Source organism: Pseudoalteromonas sp. KJ63-1, from assembly GCF_055808145.1.
The window spans coordinates 2,206,674-2,225,331 of sequence record NZ_CM147855.1 but is presented as its reverse complement, the minus strand read 5'-3'; the positions used below and the strand labels follow the sequence as shown (position 1 = coordinate 2,225,331).

Annotated in this window: 13 protein-coding genes, 1 other RNA gene and 1 pseudogene; 11 read left to right on the top strand and 4 right to left on the bottom strand. The window is 40.6% G+C overall.

The genetic code is table 11. The features are described from left to right. Window positions 1–12 precede the first annotated feature (12 nt). Window positions 13–1,152 (bottom strand): cytochrome d ubiquinol oxidase subunit II, encoded by a 1,140-nt coding sequence (gene cydB, locus AC0L7Q_RS10625; RefSeq protein ID WP_131691336.1) that lies wholly within the window; start codon window positions 1,150–1,152, stop codon window positions 13–15. Continuing rightward, a complete protein-coding gene (locus AC0L7Q_RS10620; protein WP_131691335.1) occupies window positions 1,149–2,732 on the bottom strand; it encodes a cytochrome ubiquinol oxidase subunit I in 1,584 nt (527 codons plus the stop codon). Before AC0L7Q_RS10620 ends, cydB begins: the two co-directional genes overlap by 4 nt. 292 nt (window positions 2,733–3,024) lie before the next feature. Between AC0L7Q_RS10620 and lpxB the strand changes: the two genes are divergently transcribed. The 6 genes from lpxB to AC0L7Q_RS10590 all read left to right on the top strand — a co-directional run bounded on the left by lpxB (window position 3,025) and on the right by AC0L7Q_RS10590 (window position 11,003). Then, window positions 3,025–4,182: a lipid-A-disaccharide synthase gene (lpxB, locus tag AC0L7Q_RS10615; RefSeq protein WP_413402640.1), complete on the top strand. Its 1,158-nt coding sequence runs from the start codon at window positions 3,025–3,027 to the stop codon at window positions 4,180–4,182. Next, entirely contained in the window at window positions 4,172–4,765 is a 594-nt protein-coding gene (gene rnhB / locus AC0L7Q_RS10610) for a ribonuclease HII (protein WP_413402638.1), read from the top strand. The genes lpxB and rnhB overlap by 11 nt, the downstream gene beginning before the upstream one ends. Before the next feature lie 2 nt (window positions 4,766–4,767). Then, window positions 4,768–8,259, top strand: a complete 3,492-nt coding sequence (gene dnaE / locus AC0L7Q_RS10605) for a DNA polymerase III subunit alpha (protein WP_413402636.1) — start codon at window positions 4,768–4,770, stop codon at window positions 8,257–8,259. Between the two features lie 16 nt (window positions 8,260–8,275). Further along, on the top strand, window positions 8,276–9,232 hold the full coding sequence (accA, locus tag AC0L7Q_RS10600) for an acetyl-CoA carboxylase carboxyl transferase subunit alpha (RefSeq protein ID WP_008110950.1): 957 nt from the start codon (window positions 8,276–8,278) through the stop codon (window positions 9,230–9,232). A gap of 122 nt (window positions 9,233–9,354) precedes the next feature. Next, on the top strand, window positions 9,355–10,665 hold the full coding sequence (tilS, locus tag AC0L7Q_RS10595) for a tRNA lysidine(34) synthetase TilS (RefSeq protein ID WP_413402634.1): 1,311 nt from the start codon (window positions 9,355–9,357) through the stop codon (window positions 10,663–10,665). Next, window positions 10,662–11,003, top strand: coding sequence for a hypothetical protein (locus tag AC0L7Q_RS10590; RefSeq protein WP_413402632.1), 342 nt, complete (start codon window positions 10,662–10,664; stop codon window positions 11,001–11,003). The genes tilS and AC0L7Q_RS10590 overlap by 4 nt, the downstream gene beginning before the upstream one ends. A 57-nt stretch (window positions 11,004–11,060) precedes the next feature. Here AC0L7Q_RS10590 and AC0L7Q_RS10585 read toward each other — a convergent pair. Further along, a pseudogene (locus AC0L7Q_RS10585) lies at window positions 11,061–11,955 on the bottom strand (GGDEF domain-containing protein). A gap of 126 nt (window positions 11,956–12,081) precedes the next feature. On the opposite strand from AC0L7Q_RS10585, the gene AC0L7Q_RS10580 reads away from it, so the two are divergent. Continuing rightward, window positions 12,082–14,055, top strand: coding sequence for a monovalent cation:proton antiporter family protein (locus AC0L7Q_RS10580; RefSeq protein WP_413402628.1), 1,974 nt, complete (start codon window positions 12,082–12,084; stop codon window positions 14,053–14,055). A 10-nt stretch (window positions 14,056–14,065) separates the two neighbouring features. On the opposite strand, the gene AC0L7Q_RS10575 is transcribed toward AC0L7Q_RS10580, so the two are convergent. Continuing rightward, the gene (locus tag AC0L7Q_RS10575; protein ID WP_010388160.1) at window positions 14,066–15,211 is read right to left on the bottom strand and encodes a patatin-like phospholipase family protein; all 1,146 of its coding nucleotides are present in this window, start codon (window positions 15,209–15,211) and stop codon (window positions 14,066–14,068) included. A 172-nt stretch (window positions 15,212–15,383) separates the two neighbouring features. Here AC0L7Q_RS10575 and AC0L7Q_RS10570 point away from each other — a divergent pair, with 172 nt between their 5' ends. The 4 genes from AC0L7Q_RS10570 to AC0L7Q_RS10555 all read left to right on the top strand — a co-directional run bounded on the left by AC0L7Q_RS10570 (window position 15,384) and on the right by AC0L7Q_RS10555 (window position 18,591). Next, on the top strand, window positions 15,384–16,262 hold the full coding sequence (locus tag AC0L7Q_RS10570; RefSeq protein ID WP_413402626.1) for a DUF3014 domain-containing protein: 879 nt from the start codon (window positions 15,384–15,386) through the stop codon (window positions 16,260–16,262). Between the two features lie 139 nt (window positions 16,263–16,401). Continuing rightward, window positions 16,402–16,498: signal recognition particle sRNA small type (ffs, locus tag AC0L7Q_RS10565), an RNA gene on the top strand. A gap of 702 nt (window positions 16,499–17,200) precedes the next feature. Beyond that, window positions 17,201–17,683, top strand: a complete 483-nt coding sequence (locus AC0L7Q_RS10560; RefSeq protein ID WP_418157301.1) for a hypothetical protein — start codon at window positions 17,201–17,203, stop codon at window positions 17,681–17,683. A gap of 386 nt (window positions 17,684–18,069) precedes the next feature. After that, window positions 18,070–18,591: a hypothetical protein gene (locus AC0L7Q_RS10555; RefSeq protein WP_409423500.1), complete on the top strand. Its 522-nt coding sequence runs from the start codon at window positions 18,070–18,072 to the stop codon at window positions 18,589–18,591. The last annotated feature ends 67 nt before the right edge of the window (window positions 18,592–18,658 follow it).

Below are 18,658 nucleotides of genomic sequence, written 5' to 3'. Positions count from 1 at the left end.
AATTTAGTCTCCTTAATAACTGCCGTGAGGGTTATTTTCAATTTCATCAACGGTCACTCTGCGCCACATTTTCACATAACACCAAGTGGTGTAGGCTAGAATGAGTGGCACAAATATAACCACAGCAATAAACATAACATTGAGTGTTCTGTGGCTCGATACCGCATCCCAAATTGTTAAGCTAATATCAGGGTTATTGCTTGAAGGCATAATAAACGGAAATAACGAAACGCCCGCAGTCATAATCACCCCAATTAACATCACACTGGTTGCTAATAATCCCAAAGCGGGCTTATTCAATTTAGAAAACAGCAGTGCACACAGTGCCATCGCAAATGCCAAAATAGGGAAGGTCATTGTCCATGGGCGTTCACTGTAGTTATTAAGCCATGCGCCTTGAGCAGTGGTAACTACTTTAGCCAGTGGATCTGCATGACCTTGGGTGTCACCCATAGAGGCAATTTGATAACCCGTTAGATTGGCAACCCACACACCAGCTGCCGCAAATAAAACTATAAAGGCAAGTAATGAGTAGCGACCGTATTGTCCTGAGCGCTCAGCAACTTGATCAGCTGTGCGCAGTTGTAACCACATGCCCGCATGTGCCACTAACATGGTAATACTAACCAAGCCGGCAATAAGCGCAAACGGATTAAGTAAGGCAAAAAACGATCCTTGGTAACTGACTCTTAATAAATTATCGATATGAAACGGCACGCCTAAAAACAAGTTACCAAACGCTACACCAAATACCAGCGCAGGTATGGCACTGCCGGCAAATAAGCCCCAATCCCAGTTATTACGCCAGCGTTTAGAGTCAACTTTAGAGCGATAATCAAAGCCTAGCGGTCTAAAGAATAATGCAAATAACACCAGCATCATGGCAAAGTAAAAACCAGAAAACGCTGCCGCATACACCATAGGCCATGCTGCAAATAAAGCGCCACCTGCGGTTATAAACCATACTTGGTTACCATCCCAATGGGCGCCAATAGTGTTAATAACGGTACGGCGTTCAGAATCTGTTTTGCCGACTAAGCGTAGCAACATAGCAACGCCCATATCCATACCATCGGTAATGGCAAAACCAATTAACAGCACACCAATAATTAACCACCAGAGCATTTTTAATGTTTCATAATCAAAAATCATGATAGTTCTCCTTTAGCAGCCGTGCTGTGATCAGGTAATTCAAAATGGTACTTACCGGTATGAAGGGAGCTTGGTCCTTGCTTAATAAATTTAATCATTAACCATGCTTCAACAATCGCCAGTCCAGTATAGAAAATAATAAAACCAGTTAAGCTAATTAAAATATCATTAACCGTCAGCGATGACGTTGCTAAAAAGGTCGGTAATACTTCAGAAATAGCCCATGGTTGACGGCCATATTCAGCCACAATCCAACCAAATTCAATAGCAATCCAAGGCAGAGGAATGCTCAATACCGCCGCCCATAACAACCAACGTTTTTGTTCAATAATACGATGGGCGTTGTAATAAAAAGAGAGAATAAACACGCCAAGCATAATTACACCACAGCCAACCATAATCCTGAATGACCAAAACATAGGGCCCACTTTAGGGAAGGAGTCTTTAACGGCTTGTTGTATTTGTGCCTCGCTGGCATCTACTACATTAGGGGTATAACGTTTAAGTAATAAGCCATAGCCTAAATCATCTTTCACGTTATCAAACTTTTCGATATTTGCAGGGGTATCGTCACCTGCGCGAAGTTTTTCTAGGTATTCATAAGCAATCATGCCATTTCGAATACGCTTTTCGTGTTTTTTCTCAAGATCTGAAATACCAATTACTTGCTCATCGAGTGAGCGCGTTGCAATAATACCTAATGCGTAAGGAATTTTTACCGCAGCATGAGTTACTTGCTCTTCAGAGTCAGGAATACCTAGCATGGTAAAAGCTGCGGGAGCTTCTTCGGTATGCCATTCAGCTTCAATGGTCGCGAGTTTTACTTTTTGTACTTCACCGACTTCGTAGCCAGATTCATCACCGAGTAAAATAACACATAAAATAGAGGCTAAACCAAAGCCTGATGCCACCGAGAACGAACGTTTAGCAAATGCCAAATCACGTCCTTTTAATATGTACCAGCTACTAATCCCAAGCACAAACATAGACGCCGCAACATAACCTGCAGACACTGTATGAATAAACTTAACTTGCGCTACAGGGTTAAATACCAACTCTGCAAAACTAGTCATTTCCATACGCATGGTTTGATAGTTAAACTCTGCCCCGACTGGGTTTTGCATCCACGCATTAGCAACTAAAATCCACAGCGCAGACATATTTGTACCCAGCGCCATTAAAAATGTTACCCCTAAATGCTGGCGTTTAGAGAGCCTGTCCCAACCTAAAAAGAACATCCCCACAAAGGTTGATTCTAAAAAGAAGGCCATTAAGCCTTCAATAGCTAGTGGTGCACCAAATACATCACCCACATAATGAGAGTAATACGACCAGTTAGTACCAAACTCAAATTCCATGGTGAGGCCGGTAGCCACACCAATAGCAAAGTTAATACCAAATAACTTGCCCCAAAACTTAGTCATATCACGATAAATCTCGCGACCGGTCATAACATAAACCGATTCCATAATAACTAAAATCCAGGTCATACCGATTGTTAACGGCACAAATAAAAAATGAAATAGAGCGGTGACAGCAAACTGTAATCGCGATAGATCCACAAAGGTTTCATCTATCATTTTTGGCTCCTTTGGTTGTGATGCAGTGACAGCACAAAGCAATTGTTAATGTTTTAATGAACTTTCAGTAATTTCTGAAAGTTTACGTCATTATTAGTGTTTGTACAATTTTTGTCAATATGTATATTAGAAAACTTTAATATACTATGACATTACATCAGTCTATAAAATACGCAATCATCAATTAAGAGTAAGCTAGAAAAAAGTGGTGCGTTTTAAGCGTTTAACCTGGCCTTAAAACACGGTAAACTAATCGGTATGAACGCCGGGTTTACTTGTGAAAAAATAGCAAATGAAAAAAGATAAAAAACAACTACGAATTGGTATTGTGGCAGGTGAACTGTCGGGCGATATTTTAGGTGAAGGGCTCATAAAAGCGCTTAAAGCGCATTTTCCTGATGCAATCATTGAAGGTATTGCAGGTCCTAAAATGCAAGCACAAGGCTGTAAAACGCTGTTTGATATGGATGAACTGTCGGTTATGGGGTTGGTTGAAGTCCTAGGGCGATTACCGCGTTTACTAAAAATCCGCAAGCAGTTAGTACAGCACTTTATTGATAATCCTCCTGATGTTTTTATAGGCATTGACGCGCCCGATTTTAATTTACGTGTAGAAAAACCGTTAAAAGATGCGGGTATTAAAACTGTGCAATACGTTAGCCCTTCGGTATGGGCGTGGCGTGAAAAACGCATTCACACTATAAGTGCAGCCACTAACTTAGTATTGGCTTTATTGCCTTTTGAAAAAGAATTTTACGACAAGCACCAAGTACCGTGTACTTTTGTAGGCCATACGTTAGCCGACGACATTGCACTTGAGCACGACGATAGCCAAGCCCGCAGCCAATTAGGCTTAAGTGCTAATGATAAGGTGTTAGCGTTATTACCCGGGAGCCGGGGCTCAGAAGTGGGCTTATTAAGTGAAACTTACATAAAAACAGCGGCGCAGTTACAAACGCAGAACCCAGCGCTTAAAGTCGTTGTGCCACTGGTGAATGAAAAGCGTAAAGCGCAGTTTATTGCTATTTTAAATGCCACAGCGCCCTCACTTAATGTTAACTTACTAGACGGCCAATCAAATTTAGCCATGCAAGCCGCTGATGCCATATTACTGGCATCAGGTACGGCAACGCTTGAGGGCATGTTATATAAAAAACCAATGGTGGTTGGTTATAAAATTAAACCCATGAGTTATTGGATTTTTAAAACCTTATTTACCTTTAATATTAAATATTTTTCGTTACCTAATTTATTAGCAGACGAAGAATTAGTGCCAGAGTTTTTGCAAAGCGAGTGTAATGTCGCTAATTTAACCGCAGCACTTACCCCTATGCTAAATAGTGACAATAAAGAATTAAAAGCCCGCTTTTTAGCCATACATGAAAAAATTAGATTAGATGCAAGTAAACAAGCTGCAAACGCAGTGGCGGAGTTAATAAATGCAAATTGAACGACCTAATGTAACCCTAATTGCCGGTGTAGATGAAGTGGGTCGTGGACCGCTGGTGGGCGACGTGGTTACTGCCGCTGTTATTTTAAATCCCGCTAAGCCAATCGCAGGCCTTGCCGATTCTAAAAAATTAACGGATAAAAAACGCCAGTTATTAGCCACTGAAATAAAAGAAAAAGCACTGTGTTACGCCATTGGTCGTTGTAGCCCAAGCGAAATAGATGAGCTAAATATATTACAAGCCACTATGCTTGCCATGAGCCGCGCGGTGGAAGCACTTAGCACAGTGCCTGAATTTGTGTTTGTAGATGGAAACCGCCTGCCTAAATTAGCTATGCCCGCCCAAGCGGTGGTGAAAGGCGATAGCTTGGTAGCTGAAATATCAGCCGCGTCTATTTTAGCAAAAGTGGCCCGTGATGATGAAATGATTGAACTTGATGCGCGCTATCCACAGTATGGGTTTGCAGGGCATAAAGGGTATCCGACTAAAGCACACTTTGCAGCGCTTGAGCAATACGGCGCTATAGATGAGCATCGTAAGAGCTTTAAACCGGTGCAGCGTGTGCTTTCGGGTAAGGAGTAATTATGTCAGCTCCTGATTTTGTTCACTTACGAGTGCACTCAGACTTTTCGATGGTTGATGGTTTGGCAAAAACCAAACCAATTGTTGCTAAAGCACAAGAGCTTGAAATGCCAGCGCTGGCAATTACCGATCAAATGAACTTTTGTGGTTTAGTGCGTTTTTATGGCGCAGCGCATAACGCAGGTATCAAGCCACTTGTTGGCGCTGACTTTTGGGTACGTAGTCCTGAGTTTCCTGATGAGCCAAGCCGGATAACGTTATTAGCTAAAGATAACACTGGCTATAAAAATATTACTTTATTGATTTCTAAAGCTTACCAACGTGGTCATGTGTTTCATCGCCCAGTAATTGACCGTGAATGGTTAGTTGATTTAAAAGAGGGGCTGATCATACTCTCGGGTGCTAAGGATGGCGATTTAGGAAAAGCATTAATAAAAGGCAACCCCGCTATTGTTGAGTCGGTGGTAAGCTTTTATAAGCAGCACTTTAGCGATCATTATTATATTGAGCTTATTCGCACCAACCGTGCTCAAGAAGAAAATTATTTGCACATGGCAGTGGAGCTTGCAGCCACAGAGCAACTGCCTGTAGTGGCTACCAATGAAGTGGTTTTTTTAAAGCCAGAAAATTTTGAAGCCCATGAAATTCGGGTGGCTATTTTTGATGGTTATACCCTAGATGATAAACGCCGACCTAAGCGTTTTTCACAAGAGCAATACCTGAAAACGCCAGAACAAATGGCAGAGCTATTTAGTGATATTCCAGAGGCGTTACAAAACACCGTAGAAATCGCAAAACGCTGTAATGTAACCGTTCAACTAGGTGAGTATTTCCTACCAGATTACCCCACAGGCTCACTAAAAATTGATGAGTTTTTGGTTAAAGTCTCACAAGATGGCCTTGAAGAACGACTGCAGTTTTTATTCCCTGATGAACAAGAACGCCAAGAAAAACGCGGCGAATACGATGAGCGTTTAAAAATTGAGCTCGATGTAATTAACCAAATGGGATTCCCAGGCTACTTCTTGATCGTAATGGAATTTATTCAATGGAGTAAAGATAATAATATTCCTGTAGGTCCTGGGCGTGGTTCAGGTGCGGGCTCTTTAGTAGCTTATGCGCTTAAGATTACCGACCTTGATCCACTAGAGTTCGATTTACTATTCGAGCGCTTCTTGAATCCAGAACGTGTTTCTATGCCCGACTTTGACGTCGATTTTTGTATGGATAGACGTGATGAAGTAATTGATCATGTATCGGCTTTATATGGCCGTGATGCGGTATCGCAAATTATTACCTTTGGTACTATGGCGGCTAAAGCGGTTATACGCGATGTAGGCCGTGTACTTGGTCATCCGTATGGATTTGTTGATCGTATTTCTAAGCTTATTCCGGGCGATCCGGGAATGACCTTGGCTAAAGCGTTTGAAGTTGAACCCCGTTTGCAAGAAGCCTACGACGGCGATGAAGAAGTTAAAGACTTAATCGACATGTGTCGTATTCTTGAGGGTTGTACCCGTAATGCCGGTAAACACGCCGGGGGCGTTGTAATATCGCCGACCACGATTACCGACTTTGCTGCGCTTTATTGTGATGATGAAGGCAAGTTTCCGGTTACTCAGTTTGATAAAAACGATGTAGAAACCGCCGGTTTGGTTAAGTTTGACTTTTTAGGCTTACGTACGCTGACCATCTTGCAGTGGGCAGTGGATATGACCAATGAACGCTTAAAGCGTGAAGGCAAACAGCCGGTTGATATCAACACCATTCCACTGGATGATAAAAAAAGTATAGAACTACTGCTGCGCGCTGAAACCACCGCCGTATTCCAGCTAGAATCACGCGGCATGAAAGACCTAGTTCGCCGATTAAAGCCCGATTGCTTCGAAGATATGATAGCCCTTGTTGCTTTGTTCCGTCCAGGTCCACTGCAATCAGGCATGGTAGATAACTTCATCGACCGAAAGCTCGGCAGAGAAGAAATCTCATATCCCGATGCGCAGTATCAACACGAAAGTTTAAAGCCTATTCTTGAGCCGACTTACGGCATTATTTTGTATCAAGAACAAGTTATGCAAATAGCGCAGGTGCTGGCCGGTTATACACTGGGCGGCGCCGATATGTTACGTCGTGCCATGGGTAAGAAAAAGCCCGAAGAAATGGCAAAACAGCGCTCAACCTTTGAAGAGGGTGCGCGTAATAATGGCATTGATGGCGAGCTTGCGATAAAGATATTCGACTTGGTTGAAAAGTTCGCGGGTTATGGTTTTAACAAATCTCACTCAGCAGCTTATGCATTGGTATCGTATCAAACGCTGTGGATGAAAACCCATTATCCGGCCGAGTTTATGGCTGCGGTAATGTCGGCCGATATGGATAACACCGACAAAATAGTAACGCTGGTGGATGAATGTGAAAACATGAAACTCACTTTGTTACCGCCCGATGTAAACGCTGGTGAATACAAGTTTACTGTTAATCTTCAAGGTGAAGTTGTTTACGGTATAGGAGCAATTAAAGGCGTGGGTGAAGCCCCCGTTGATGCCATTTTAGAAGCGCGGGCGAAAGGCGGCCCATTTAAAGACCTATTTGATTTTTGTGCGCGTGTTGATTTAAAGCGCTTGAATAAACGTGTCACCGAAAAATTAATTTATGCAGGTGCATTAGATCAGCTAGGACCAGAAAAAAACCAACCAGGGCGAGCAACGCTGCTGGCAAGTTTAAAAGATGCAATGCGCGCAGCCGATCAGCACAACAAAGCTGAGCTATTAGGGCAAAGTGATTTGTTTGGGTTGCTGGCCACAGAGCCTGACGAAGTAGAACAAGCATTTATTAAAGCCACACCGCTTACAGATAATCAGTGGCTTGATGGTGAAAAAGATACCTTAGGCCTTTATTTAACCGGTCACCCTATAAATCAGTATCGACGGGAGCTTGGGCATTACACCTCAGGTCGACTCATTGATTTGCAACCTACTAACCGTGATGTAGTCTCAACTGGGGCAGGTTTGGTGATTGCCGCGAGAACCTTAATTAATAAAAAAGGAAATCGTTGGGGCTTAATAACTTTAGATGACAAAAGCGCCCGAATTGATGTACGCTTGTTTCCAGAACAGTTTGAAATGTACCAAGATATGTTGCAAATCAATAATATTTTGGTGATATCCGGACAGGTCAGCTTTGATAACTTCTCTGGTGGTATTACAATGACCGCCAGAGAAATAAACACCATTGCTCAGGCGCGTGAAAAGCGTATAAAAGCGATTAAGATGACGCTGAATATGGTGCAGATCGAGGCTGGTTTCTTCGATAAATTACAAAAAGTACTCGAACCATACAAAATGGGAACGTGTCCGATCAAGGTATATTATCAACGCCCCGATGCGTTGGTGCAATTAACCCTAGGGATCGAATGGTGTGTTACGCCAAGTGACGACTTAATTCATAAGTTATCGCTGATGGCAGCGCAAAATGTAGAACTAGAATTTAACTAATTAGGTAGTTTAGAGCATGAGCCTCAATTATCTTGATTTTGAGCTTCCAATCGCAGAATTAGAAGCAAAAATTGAAGAATTACAAAATGTAAGCCGCGCTGGCGAATTAGACCTTGGATTAGAAGAGGAAGTCAGCAAACTTAAAGAAAAGAGCGCACAAATGAAGGAGAAAATTTTCTCTGAACTTGGCGCTTGGCAAGTATCACAGCTAGCACGTCATCCGCTGCGTCCTTATACTCGAGATTACATCGAGCGTATTTTTACAGAATTTGACGAGTTCGCGGGTGATCGTACGTTTGCTAACGACCCTGCAATTTTAGGCGGCGTTGCCCGTTTAGATGGTGAACCTGTTATGGTGATCGGTCAGCAAAAAGGCCGTGGTACTGCTGAAAAAATTAAACGTAATTTTGGCATGCCAAAACCAGAGGGTTACCGTAAAGCATTGCGCCTAATGGAAATGGCTGAGCGTTTTAAAATGCCAATTATGACCTTTATCGACACCCCAGGTGCATATCCAGGTGTTGGCGCAGAAGAACGTGGTCAGTCTGAAGCAATTGCACGTAACCTAAAAGTAATGGCCGCACTTAAAGTACCAACAATTTGTACTGTTATTGGTGAAGGTGGTTCAGGTGGTGCGTTAGCGATAGGTGTAGGCGACAGGGTAAACATGCTGCAATACAGCACTTACTCAGTTATTTCACCAGAAGGCTGTGCCTCTATTTTATGGAAAAGTGCTGATAAAGCACCACTTGCAGCAGAAGCAATGGGTGTAACAGCTGAGCGCGTTAAAGAGCTAGATTTAATTAATAATCTAGTTGATGAGCCGTTGGGCGGTGCACACCGTAACTATGATGCCATGGCACGTAACTTAAAAGTTCGCCTTAAACGCGATTTAGCAGACTTACAAGCGTTATCGCTTGAAGAGATGCTGGATCAACGTTACAAGCGTTTAATGTCGTTTGGTTATTGCTAAACATAGCTAAACATAGCTAAATAGAGAAAAAAGCCGCCTATGCGGCTTTTTTTGTTTTAAAATGCCTTAACGTAGAGCCTTTATTATCAGGGCTATTAGTAATTTACTCATTGGGTATATTAATGCACACATCACAAATTTATTTGCAGGTACAACAAGCCCTTAATCAGTATATAGAAAACGGGCAATTCACATTTACTGTGGCCTTATCTGGTGGCGTAGATTCGGTGGTGTTATTACACATAATGCATGGGTTAAAACAGCAGTACCCGCAATTAAATTTAAGCGCAATTTATGTAAATCATGGTTTAAGTGAAAACGCATTTCATTGGCAGCAATTTTGTCATGCACGTTGTCAGCAGCTAGCAATTAACTTTAAAGCGGCGCAAGTCACGGTAAAGCAACAGTCGCGAACCAGTATTGAAGCACAAGCCCGCAAAGTGCGTTATCAAGCACTTGATGAGTTAAGCCCCAGTGGTAGTGTCGTTTTGCTAGGCCAGCATTTAAACGACCAAATAGAGACATTTTTACTTCGTTTAAAGCGCGGCTCAGGCTTAAAAGGTCTTGGCGCTATGCAGCAAACTCGCGTGCTTGAAAGTGGCCGTGAGTGCTATAGGCCATTATTGGCGGTAAAACGCAGCGAGATAGAAGCGTTTGCCCAGCAATTTAATATTAGCCATATTACCGATGAATCCAACGCCAATGAGCACTTTGATCGTAACTTTTTGCGCCAACAAATAGTGCCTAAGTTGGCAGAGCGTTTTACTGGATTTGAGCAGTGTACAGCACGAAGTATTGAATTATTACAGCAGCAGCAAGCACTACTGGATGAGTATACCCAGCAAGATCTCGCTCAGTGCATTAATCAACATCAAGCGCTTGAATTACATAAGCTGTCTGGTTACAGCGCTGGCCGCATTGCTAATGTATTACGCGTGTGGCTGGCATTATTTAGCCACTCTATGCCCTCACAAAAGCAATTAACACAAATAATGAGCCAAACCATTCATGCACAAGCTGATGCACAAATAAAAATTGAGCTAAGCGATGGGCAAATACGTCGCCATCAAGGTTTACTTTATTTTGTGCAACCAAAGCCATTAGCCGTTAATATTGAGCAGGTAATAAGTAATGAGCTGGTTTTGAGTGACGGAAAAATATTATCATGTCAGCAAGGAGTGGGTATACGAGCCCCTAAAACTGATGAACAAGTTAGTGTGCGCTTTAACTGCAATAGTGCGCGTATTAAACCACTCAAAAAACCAGGTAGTAATACACTTAAACATTGGTTTAAAGATGCAAAAGTAGCGCCTTGGCTCCGTGCTGATATTCCATTAATTTTTTACAACGATGAGCTAGTGCAAGTGGTTGGTTATTTTGTTAGTGATAACCATAAAGATGAACATGGTGTAATTTGGGAGTATAAATTATGAGTCAACAACCTCATGTTGGACTGTCGCTTATTAATAAGGCGCCCACTGGAATATTAATTACGCTATTGATCGCGGTTTTAGCGAATGTATTTTTAACCCTAAATATAATTACCCTCGGCTACGCTGTGTTGGGCGGGATGGTATGTGCCGCCATTTTACTTGCCTATTGGTTAGGTAAAGGGGGGATATTTTTCATTCTAGGGGTGAGTATGCCTTTACTGTTAGTGCTTTTTACACCTCTTGCGACAATTGCCGCACTACTTAATTTACTCAGTGGCTTCTTTTTTGGCTTTTGCGTCATGTTGCTAATTTACAAATACTTTATACTAAAAAAGTAGCGTAAAAAAGCCCAGCGGGGGAGGCTGGGCTTTTCTAATATTTTGCTCTTTTATTGCTTAGTAAGCTTTTGCGCAGTTTCGCCCAGATGCCTTTGCTTTATATAAGCCCTTATCCGCACGAGAAAATATCTCGTTTTGGCAATCATCGCTGTTAGTTAGGGTAAAACCAATACTGGTTGTTACATTGTACTTAGACATAATCGGTGAGTTTCTTACTAAACGCATAATACGTTCAGCGATCACTTTATTAGTGGTAAAAGCGGGGTCTTCAATTAGTATTGAAAACTCATCGCCACCAAAACGAAATACCGAATCTGTGCCTCTAATACTACTAGATAAAACCGAAGCAAATTCTATTAAAACGTCATCGCCAATTTTATGACCATAGTTATCATTCACTTGTTTAAAGTTATCTAAATCAAGCAGCATCAAACTAAATGGATGGCCGTTACGTCTATGATTTTCAAGCTTTTGTTGTAACATGTCATTAAATTGACTTCGGTTGTTTAACCCCGTTAAAGAGTCTTTAGTTGCTAGCTTTAATACACGGCTGTACATTATGGCATTTCGCAGTGGGTATATTAATACGCTGTGAAAGTGCTGCAACTTTTTCAATAGCCGCACTAAGCGGATATTTGGTGTAATAAGTGAGTGTGCCTAAATGCTCATTTTCCACTTTTAGATCAAATGAGTAGGCTGGGTTTTCAACATCACTATTAGGTGTTTTCACATCAATATGAGCTGATTGGAAGTGCACCCCAGAAAAATTAAGCAGTTGTTTTGCAAAGCTTGCAAATGTACCTAAAATATCTTCCAGCACTAGGCTGGTTTGTAGTTTGGCCGCCAGCTCATGCAGTGCTGTTGGTGTATTGCTATTGTATTGCTCCGCTGAGAACGGCAAAAATTCACCGCGTCCAGAGATACGTTGTGTCAAAATATGAACGTTTTCCACTATTTATTCCCCCTATAGTATTACTTTTAATAAATAAGCAGATTGCGTGCCATATTTTTATTCTGGCTGAAAGTTATGCGGTTGCTATAGTTAAGTCACACTCCATAGATTGTTTTAAGGTTTGCGTTGCAAAGTATTAATGCTCAGATTTTTGGACTTTTAGTCGCTGCGGTTTTATTTGTATGGCTATTTAAGCGCATAGGGCTTCCCCCTGTGTTGGCATACTTGGCTGTGGGTTTATTCGCGGGTGGTCATGGTGTCGGCTGGATGACACAAAGCCATGAAATAGACTTTATTGCAGAGCTAGGTATTGTATTTTTGCTATTTAGCTTAGGTTTGGAGTTTTCAGTATCGCGCCTAATGGCAATGCGTAACATTGTATTTGGTTTAGGGTCGTTGCAAGTATTTGTTAGTAGTATTCTGCTGATTGTGATTCTGTACTTATTAAATTTTAATTTATTAACCAGTTTTACAATGGGCATTATTATTATGCTTTCCTCTACTGCGGTAGTTGCTAAATTATTAAAAGAGAGCGGCGATTTAAATAAACGCCGAGGGCAATTGGCAATTGGGGTTTTATTATTTCAAGATATTGCCGTTGTGCCATTACTGATTATTTTGCCTTTGCTTGCCAGCAATGACTCAAATGGTATTGGTTGGGCTTTGTTATTCGCACTTTCTAAAGGGGCGTTTGTATGCCTTTTGTTATGGGCTATTGGAAAATGGGTTTTACCTAAAGTTTTTAATGAGGTGGCATTAGCAAAAAGTGATGAACTATTTGTGTTAACGACTCTATTAGTTGCTTTGTTTGCGGGTTTACTTACTTATTCATTTGGCTTATCAATGGCATTAGGGGCATTTTTAGCGGGTATGATGCTTGGTGAAAGCCATTATCGCCATCAGCTAGAAGCGGATATTCGCCCGTTTCGTGATATTTTAATGGGGCTATTTTTTGTCACTGTAGGTATGCAATTAGACATAAGTTTTGTTGTTAATCATGCAGGTATTATTGTTGTTGCCTTACTAGGAATTCTAATATTAAAAATCGCCGTAGTGACCGTATCATCTTTATTTATGGGGGAGAGAAAACAGGACGCATTAGCCTGCGCTATTATGTTGTGGCAAATGGGGGAGTTTGGTTTTGTGTTAATAGCACTCGCAGCACAGCATGACTTACTGAGTGTGGAGCAAGTATCATTTTTAATTGCCATGGGCGTCATTTCTATGGCACTTACCCCGTATTTAATCGATAGAACTCCCTTTATTTTAAAGCGACTAGGTATGTTAGAGCGCGCTAAGTTTGCCTATGAAGACGAGCCACAAAGCAGTACGCTTTATAATAATCATGTCGTTATATGTGGATTTTCTCGGGTAGGGCAAACTATTGCCCGCTTTTTATCGCCAGAGGCTATTGATTATGTGGCCATTGAAAGCGATCCCATACTAGTGCAAGAAGGAAAAGCGGCGGGTGAACCGTTATTGTTTGGCCACGTTGAGCAAAAAGATATTTTAAAGTGCGCAGGGGTAGAGCGAGCACGCTTAGTGATTATTACCTTTACGGAATTTCAGCAAACTCAAATAGTGATTGATGCCATAAAGCAGGTTGCTCCTGGGGTAAAAATACTCATAAGAACCCGTGATGACAGTCAACTAGAGCGTTTAAAAGATTTAGGCGTCACTGAGGTTGTTCCTGAGGCATTAGAGGCAAGCTTAATGCTGGTCTCACATGTGTTGTCTATGTCGGGTGTACCAATGAGCCGAATAATTCGCCGCGTCAGTAGTGAGAGGCGTAACCGCTATAAGCTATTGCAAAGCTTTTTTGCAGGCGAAAACATCGAAAGCGATACCAATTTGCCCGAACGCTTAGAGTACTTACATGTCATTGCCTTGCCGGATAAAGCATTTGCGGTAAACAAGGCTATTAGTGAGCTTAATTTAGCTAAAAGAAAGGTGCTAATTAAGGCGCTTCGACGTGAAGGCGAGGAGATAGAGATGCCACAAGAGCATACCATATTATACGCAAATGATATTCTAGTGTTGCAAGGTAAACCTAGGCGAGTAGAGCATGTTGAACATTACTTACTCGATGGCATTGAGTAGGAGTGGCTTCTTAGTCTAGCTCTAAAAACTTTCTCATCTCGGGTAGTTGCTTCATGCCATCTTCGTATCCGATTTGAATTAAGTGCTGGGTGTAGCGTTTTTCAAATAATAAGTAACTGGTTAAACTCGACTGAGAACGTTTTTTTACCCCGATCATACGCAGTAACACTTTAATTGCCCAAGGCATATCATCATAGTATTGCGCTGCAATTGCATTAAAGTTTTGCGAAGGGTTAATGATAAAGCTGTCTATTTGTTTTAACTCTTGATGCTTTTGCCTATCGGGTAATAACCCCAATGTACGGTTTACTCTATCTAAGCGCTCTAAATCAGACTGCATGGTGTCGGTAAATACACTGTCGAGTAAGTGACCTGCTACCGCAGAAAGCCCCGGAAAATGCGCAGAGTAACCTGGAGGATGAGGTTCTTTGGGTTGCTCAACACCAATAATAAATATTTTGTTTGCGCCTAAGTGAATAGACGGGCTTAAAGGTGAAAGTTGATGTATTGAACCATCACCAAAATAGTGGTTATAAATATTTACACTCGGAAACACCATAGGAATAGCACTTGAGGCCATTAAATGCTCAACATTGATACGCGTAGCGCGACCTTCGCGCTTTGCTCGTTGCCAAGAATGCTGCGTATTTGACTGAAAAAAAGCAACTGAATCACCAGTAGTATAACTAGATGCTGTAATTGACAGCGCCTCTAAATAGTCACGATGTAAGTTACGTTCAATTCGATGTAAATCAAGAATATCGTTTAATAGCTTTCGAAGTGGCCGATTATTTAACAAACTCGCTGGTGGATGGTTTATATGCTCAGACTGAAAACTAGTTAAAATATTACGAGTAATATGGCCAAACACACTCAGAAAGTCACTTTTGTATACCATAGAGGTGGAAAAGTTTTTCCATACTGTTTCTAGCTTTCTAACGGCTAAATGCATACATGAAGCGTAACACGCTAACGCCGCAGAATTAATTGCGCCAGCAGAGGTTCCATTTATCACTCTAAAGGGCAGTGGGGCAGTTCTGGGCATACTTTGCGCTAATGCTTTTAACACGCCCACTTGGTAAGCCGCTCGGGCACCACCACCGGTAAGTAATAAAGCCACTTTTGGTTTACTAGGATCGACTTGCTTAATTTTCATATTACGTATTTAAACTGTTCACTGTCTTTACTTTATTTATTCACTGTAAGTCTTTAAGCTAGAAGAATCAAAGGATACATTAGCTACATTAATAAATATTAGTGTAAGTTATGAATTAAATCTGTTTAGAGTACTCTAAACAGTATCGCATTTTTATATTTATGGAGTTCGTATGTCAGATAAACCATCAGGATCAGACGTTCAAAAACGTCCGCCGAATAACAACCTTATCTTTGCAGGGGTTATTTTATTAATCATCATTATTGCCGCTGCGTTTGTTTTATTAAAGCCAACTGAAGCTCCAAAAACAGTTATGCAGGTTGAAGAACCAGTAAAAGAGCAACCTATTATGGAGCTAAAACCTGAAAACGACCCTGTGGTAGGTGCGCCCACTGTTAAGCCAGAAAAACCTGCGGAATTAGATGTTCCAACTCAGCGCCCAGAAGTTGAGCCTGAAGCTGAAGTTGTGCCTTTACCTACGCTAAACGATAGCGACCCAGTGGTCATCGCAAAATTAGATGAATATTTGGGTGATGTTGCTATGAGCTTAATATTAAATGATGATGTTATTCGTCGTGGCGTAGTGTTTGTCGATAATTTAGCAAAAGGTAAAGTGGCTACCAAGCATACCCCAGTTGCAAAATTAGAAGAGGGTTTTAGTGTAAACGAAGGGGATATTTTAACAATTGATCCTAATAGTTATGAACGCTATACCCCGTATGTAAAAGTACTCACAAGTATGAGTGCAGCTCAAGCTGTGCGTTTATATGATGAGTATAAACCGTTGATCAACAGCGCGTACACTGAAATTGGGTATGGTGATGATGAGTTTACTCAAACACTTGAAGATGCCATTGACCTGTTACTTGATACTCCTGAGCCAAAAGGTAGCTTACCATTATTGCGTGATTCAGTGACCTATCAGTATGCGTTTTCTGAATGGGAGCAATTACCCGCTGCGCAAAAGCAACTTTTACGCATGGGCCCAGAGAACATGAAAAAAGTAAAAGCGGCACTACGTAACATAAAAGCTGAGTTAGAGAGCAATTAATAATCGCTTTCACACTTAAATAGACCGCGATTGTATATGAAGTATGCAATCGCACTTTCTTTTTTGATTACCCCTTGAATAACAGAGCAAAAGTAGAGATAATCTCAATCGCGCCAACCAAGGCCCTCAATGGTAGTCTTATTGGTCCTCTCGCAACACTAGCAGGCGAACCTGGTCAGGCCCGGAAGGGAGCAGCCACAGTTTGTGACGTGTGTGCCGAGATGTGGCTGGTAAGACTGCCACCCAAATTCCTCATTTGGGTGCTCACAATCCTTCAAATAATAATTCATGTAATTTAAGCGATTTTACTTAAAATCTTATATCAGAATAACTCTTTTCAATTAATGTTTTTACAAAGCAAATCCAACCGACAGCGTTTTATTTCTTATACAAATACTGAAAGTATAAATTTCATAGAAATTAATGTTAATAATTATGTTTTTTGCTACAAATCAAACATTTGAAGGCACGGTTTCTTCATTAAAGACCTTTCAAAAATTGCATAACAGAATGGCACTTACTAATTCAAGAAATAAAATATATAAGCTCAATTTTATAAATACATTATGTGGCGAGAAAATAAAAAATCATAAGATGCCAGCCAGAGTTATGATGCGTAAAAATGCTAATTGGGATAGTAAATCATGAAGTTGTTCTCGTTAAAGCCTGAAATATATTGGGGTTATGTACGAATAAATTTTAACAGCTCCTTTAGTGGTTGGTTTTTAACAATCCTTCTTACATAAAAATTAAATAATAAATTTGTAGTAGTCCACATATCAGTTTGAAAAGAGGATTTTGATTTTATCCAATAGCCGTTCTGAGGCTCTCGCATTTGCTAAAAGTTATATTCTTTTTGTGTAGGGACAATTGATACCAATGACAAATATAAATTATTGCTGACCTTTTATATTAAAAGGTACAACTCAGTTGAATATATGTCATTATTGAATAACGACCATTTAATAATGGAAATTTTAGCCAATAAAGGATTGATGAATGGCTCTTTTACGAATTTTTTCACTGTTATTTTTGTTATATCTATCTCAGGATGCATCGGTGCAGGTATTGTGTACTCTCATGATGAAGAGGAAAGTGTTTCTTTAACAAAATCTGAAGTAAAAAAACAATTTGGTGAACCTTTAAAAGTAAAATCTGATCAAAAGAAAGAAGTTTGGTATTACGAAGCCACAGACGAAAAGATCAATGGGTTTTTTATTGGGCTTGGTATCCCATTACCGCTATTTATATCTCTAGATGAAAAACTTATAGTTGAGTTTGATGGCGAAACAGCGACGAAATTAATATATAAGAATTCACAGCAAAAAACGGTTGGCGCATATTGCAAGTTTGTACCAGCTCTGCACCATGGTCCAGATACTTGGTCTTGCTATTCGGGTACAAAAACTGGGGGAATCTAAGTTATACCTTTAGTTTATACCAGCTATATTATAAATCAAAAAAATTACTAATCTCAGAACCGGATTGGTTGGTTTTGCTCAGTTCTTACAATTATCTCCTAAATACATTGAGCCGAACTTCGGCAAAGAGCGATAACCGGTCACTAGGAAGTTAAACTCATTCCTGCTTTAATGAGTTGGCTGCTAATTTGTCCGATAACATTATTAACCGCCGTTTAGTTGTAAAATAAGAAGTTTAATCCCTTGCTATATTAGTTACTAATTTACAAAAGTAATTATTGGTGAAATTATCAGGGTATGTAATATACGCCACTTTGGTGTGTTATAAACCACTAAACTGGTGTTCAATAAGCTGTTAGTGCCCAACCCCGGAACCGGATGCAATCATGTTTTTTAGTGAAGAAGAAAGAAAAACAGTAAGGGAGTGCAAGTTAGAATGGCACTGCCATGAAGTTACAATCTCTCAGAATGAGTTGGATGATGGTTATGAACTCAAAGGTTATGGAATTATAAAAAGTCATGAAAACGGTAGGCTTTACTTAGATTTCATATGTTTAGAATCTAACAAAAGAGTAGATTTCAGAACGCCAATACCTGTAGATTCGCTAGATCCAAAACAGACTATTACGATGACCGCAATATCAATAGGTGGTATTTGTGTTATGTCCAAAGGCTTAAGAATAAATACGGACTTTCAACGCTTATTAAGACCAGACCCTTCTTTCTATCGTATCGGCCTGTCTAGTATTGAAATCGAGGAAAGATCAGACACTTCAGATACCGATAATAAATTTTTGCTATTAGAATTTAACGAAAAGTGTAGAGCGCCGACAAATAAACTTAATAAGATAGAATCGACTTTAGGCACATCTTCCTCCTCATGGAATCAAACAGTTCTTAATTATTAGGGGGCGAGATAAATATTATATACCATGAGGGGTTCACTGAAGTATACGCGAATGGATCCGAATATGA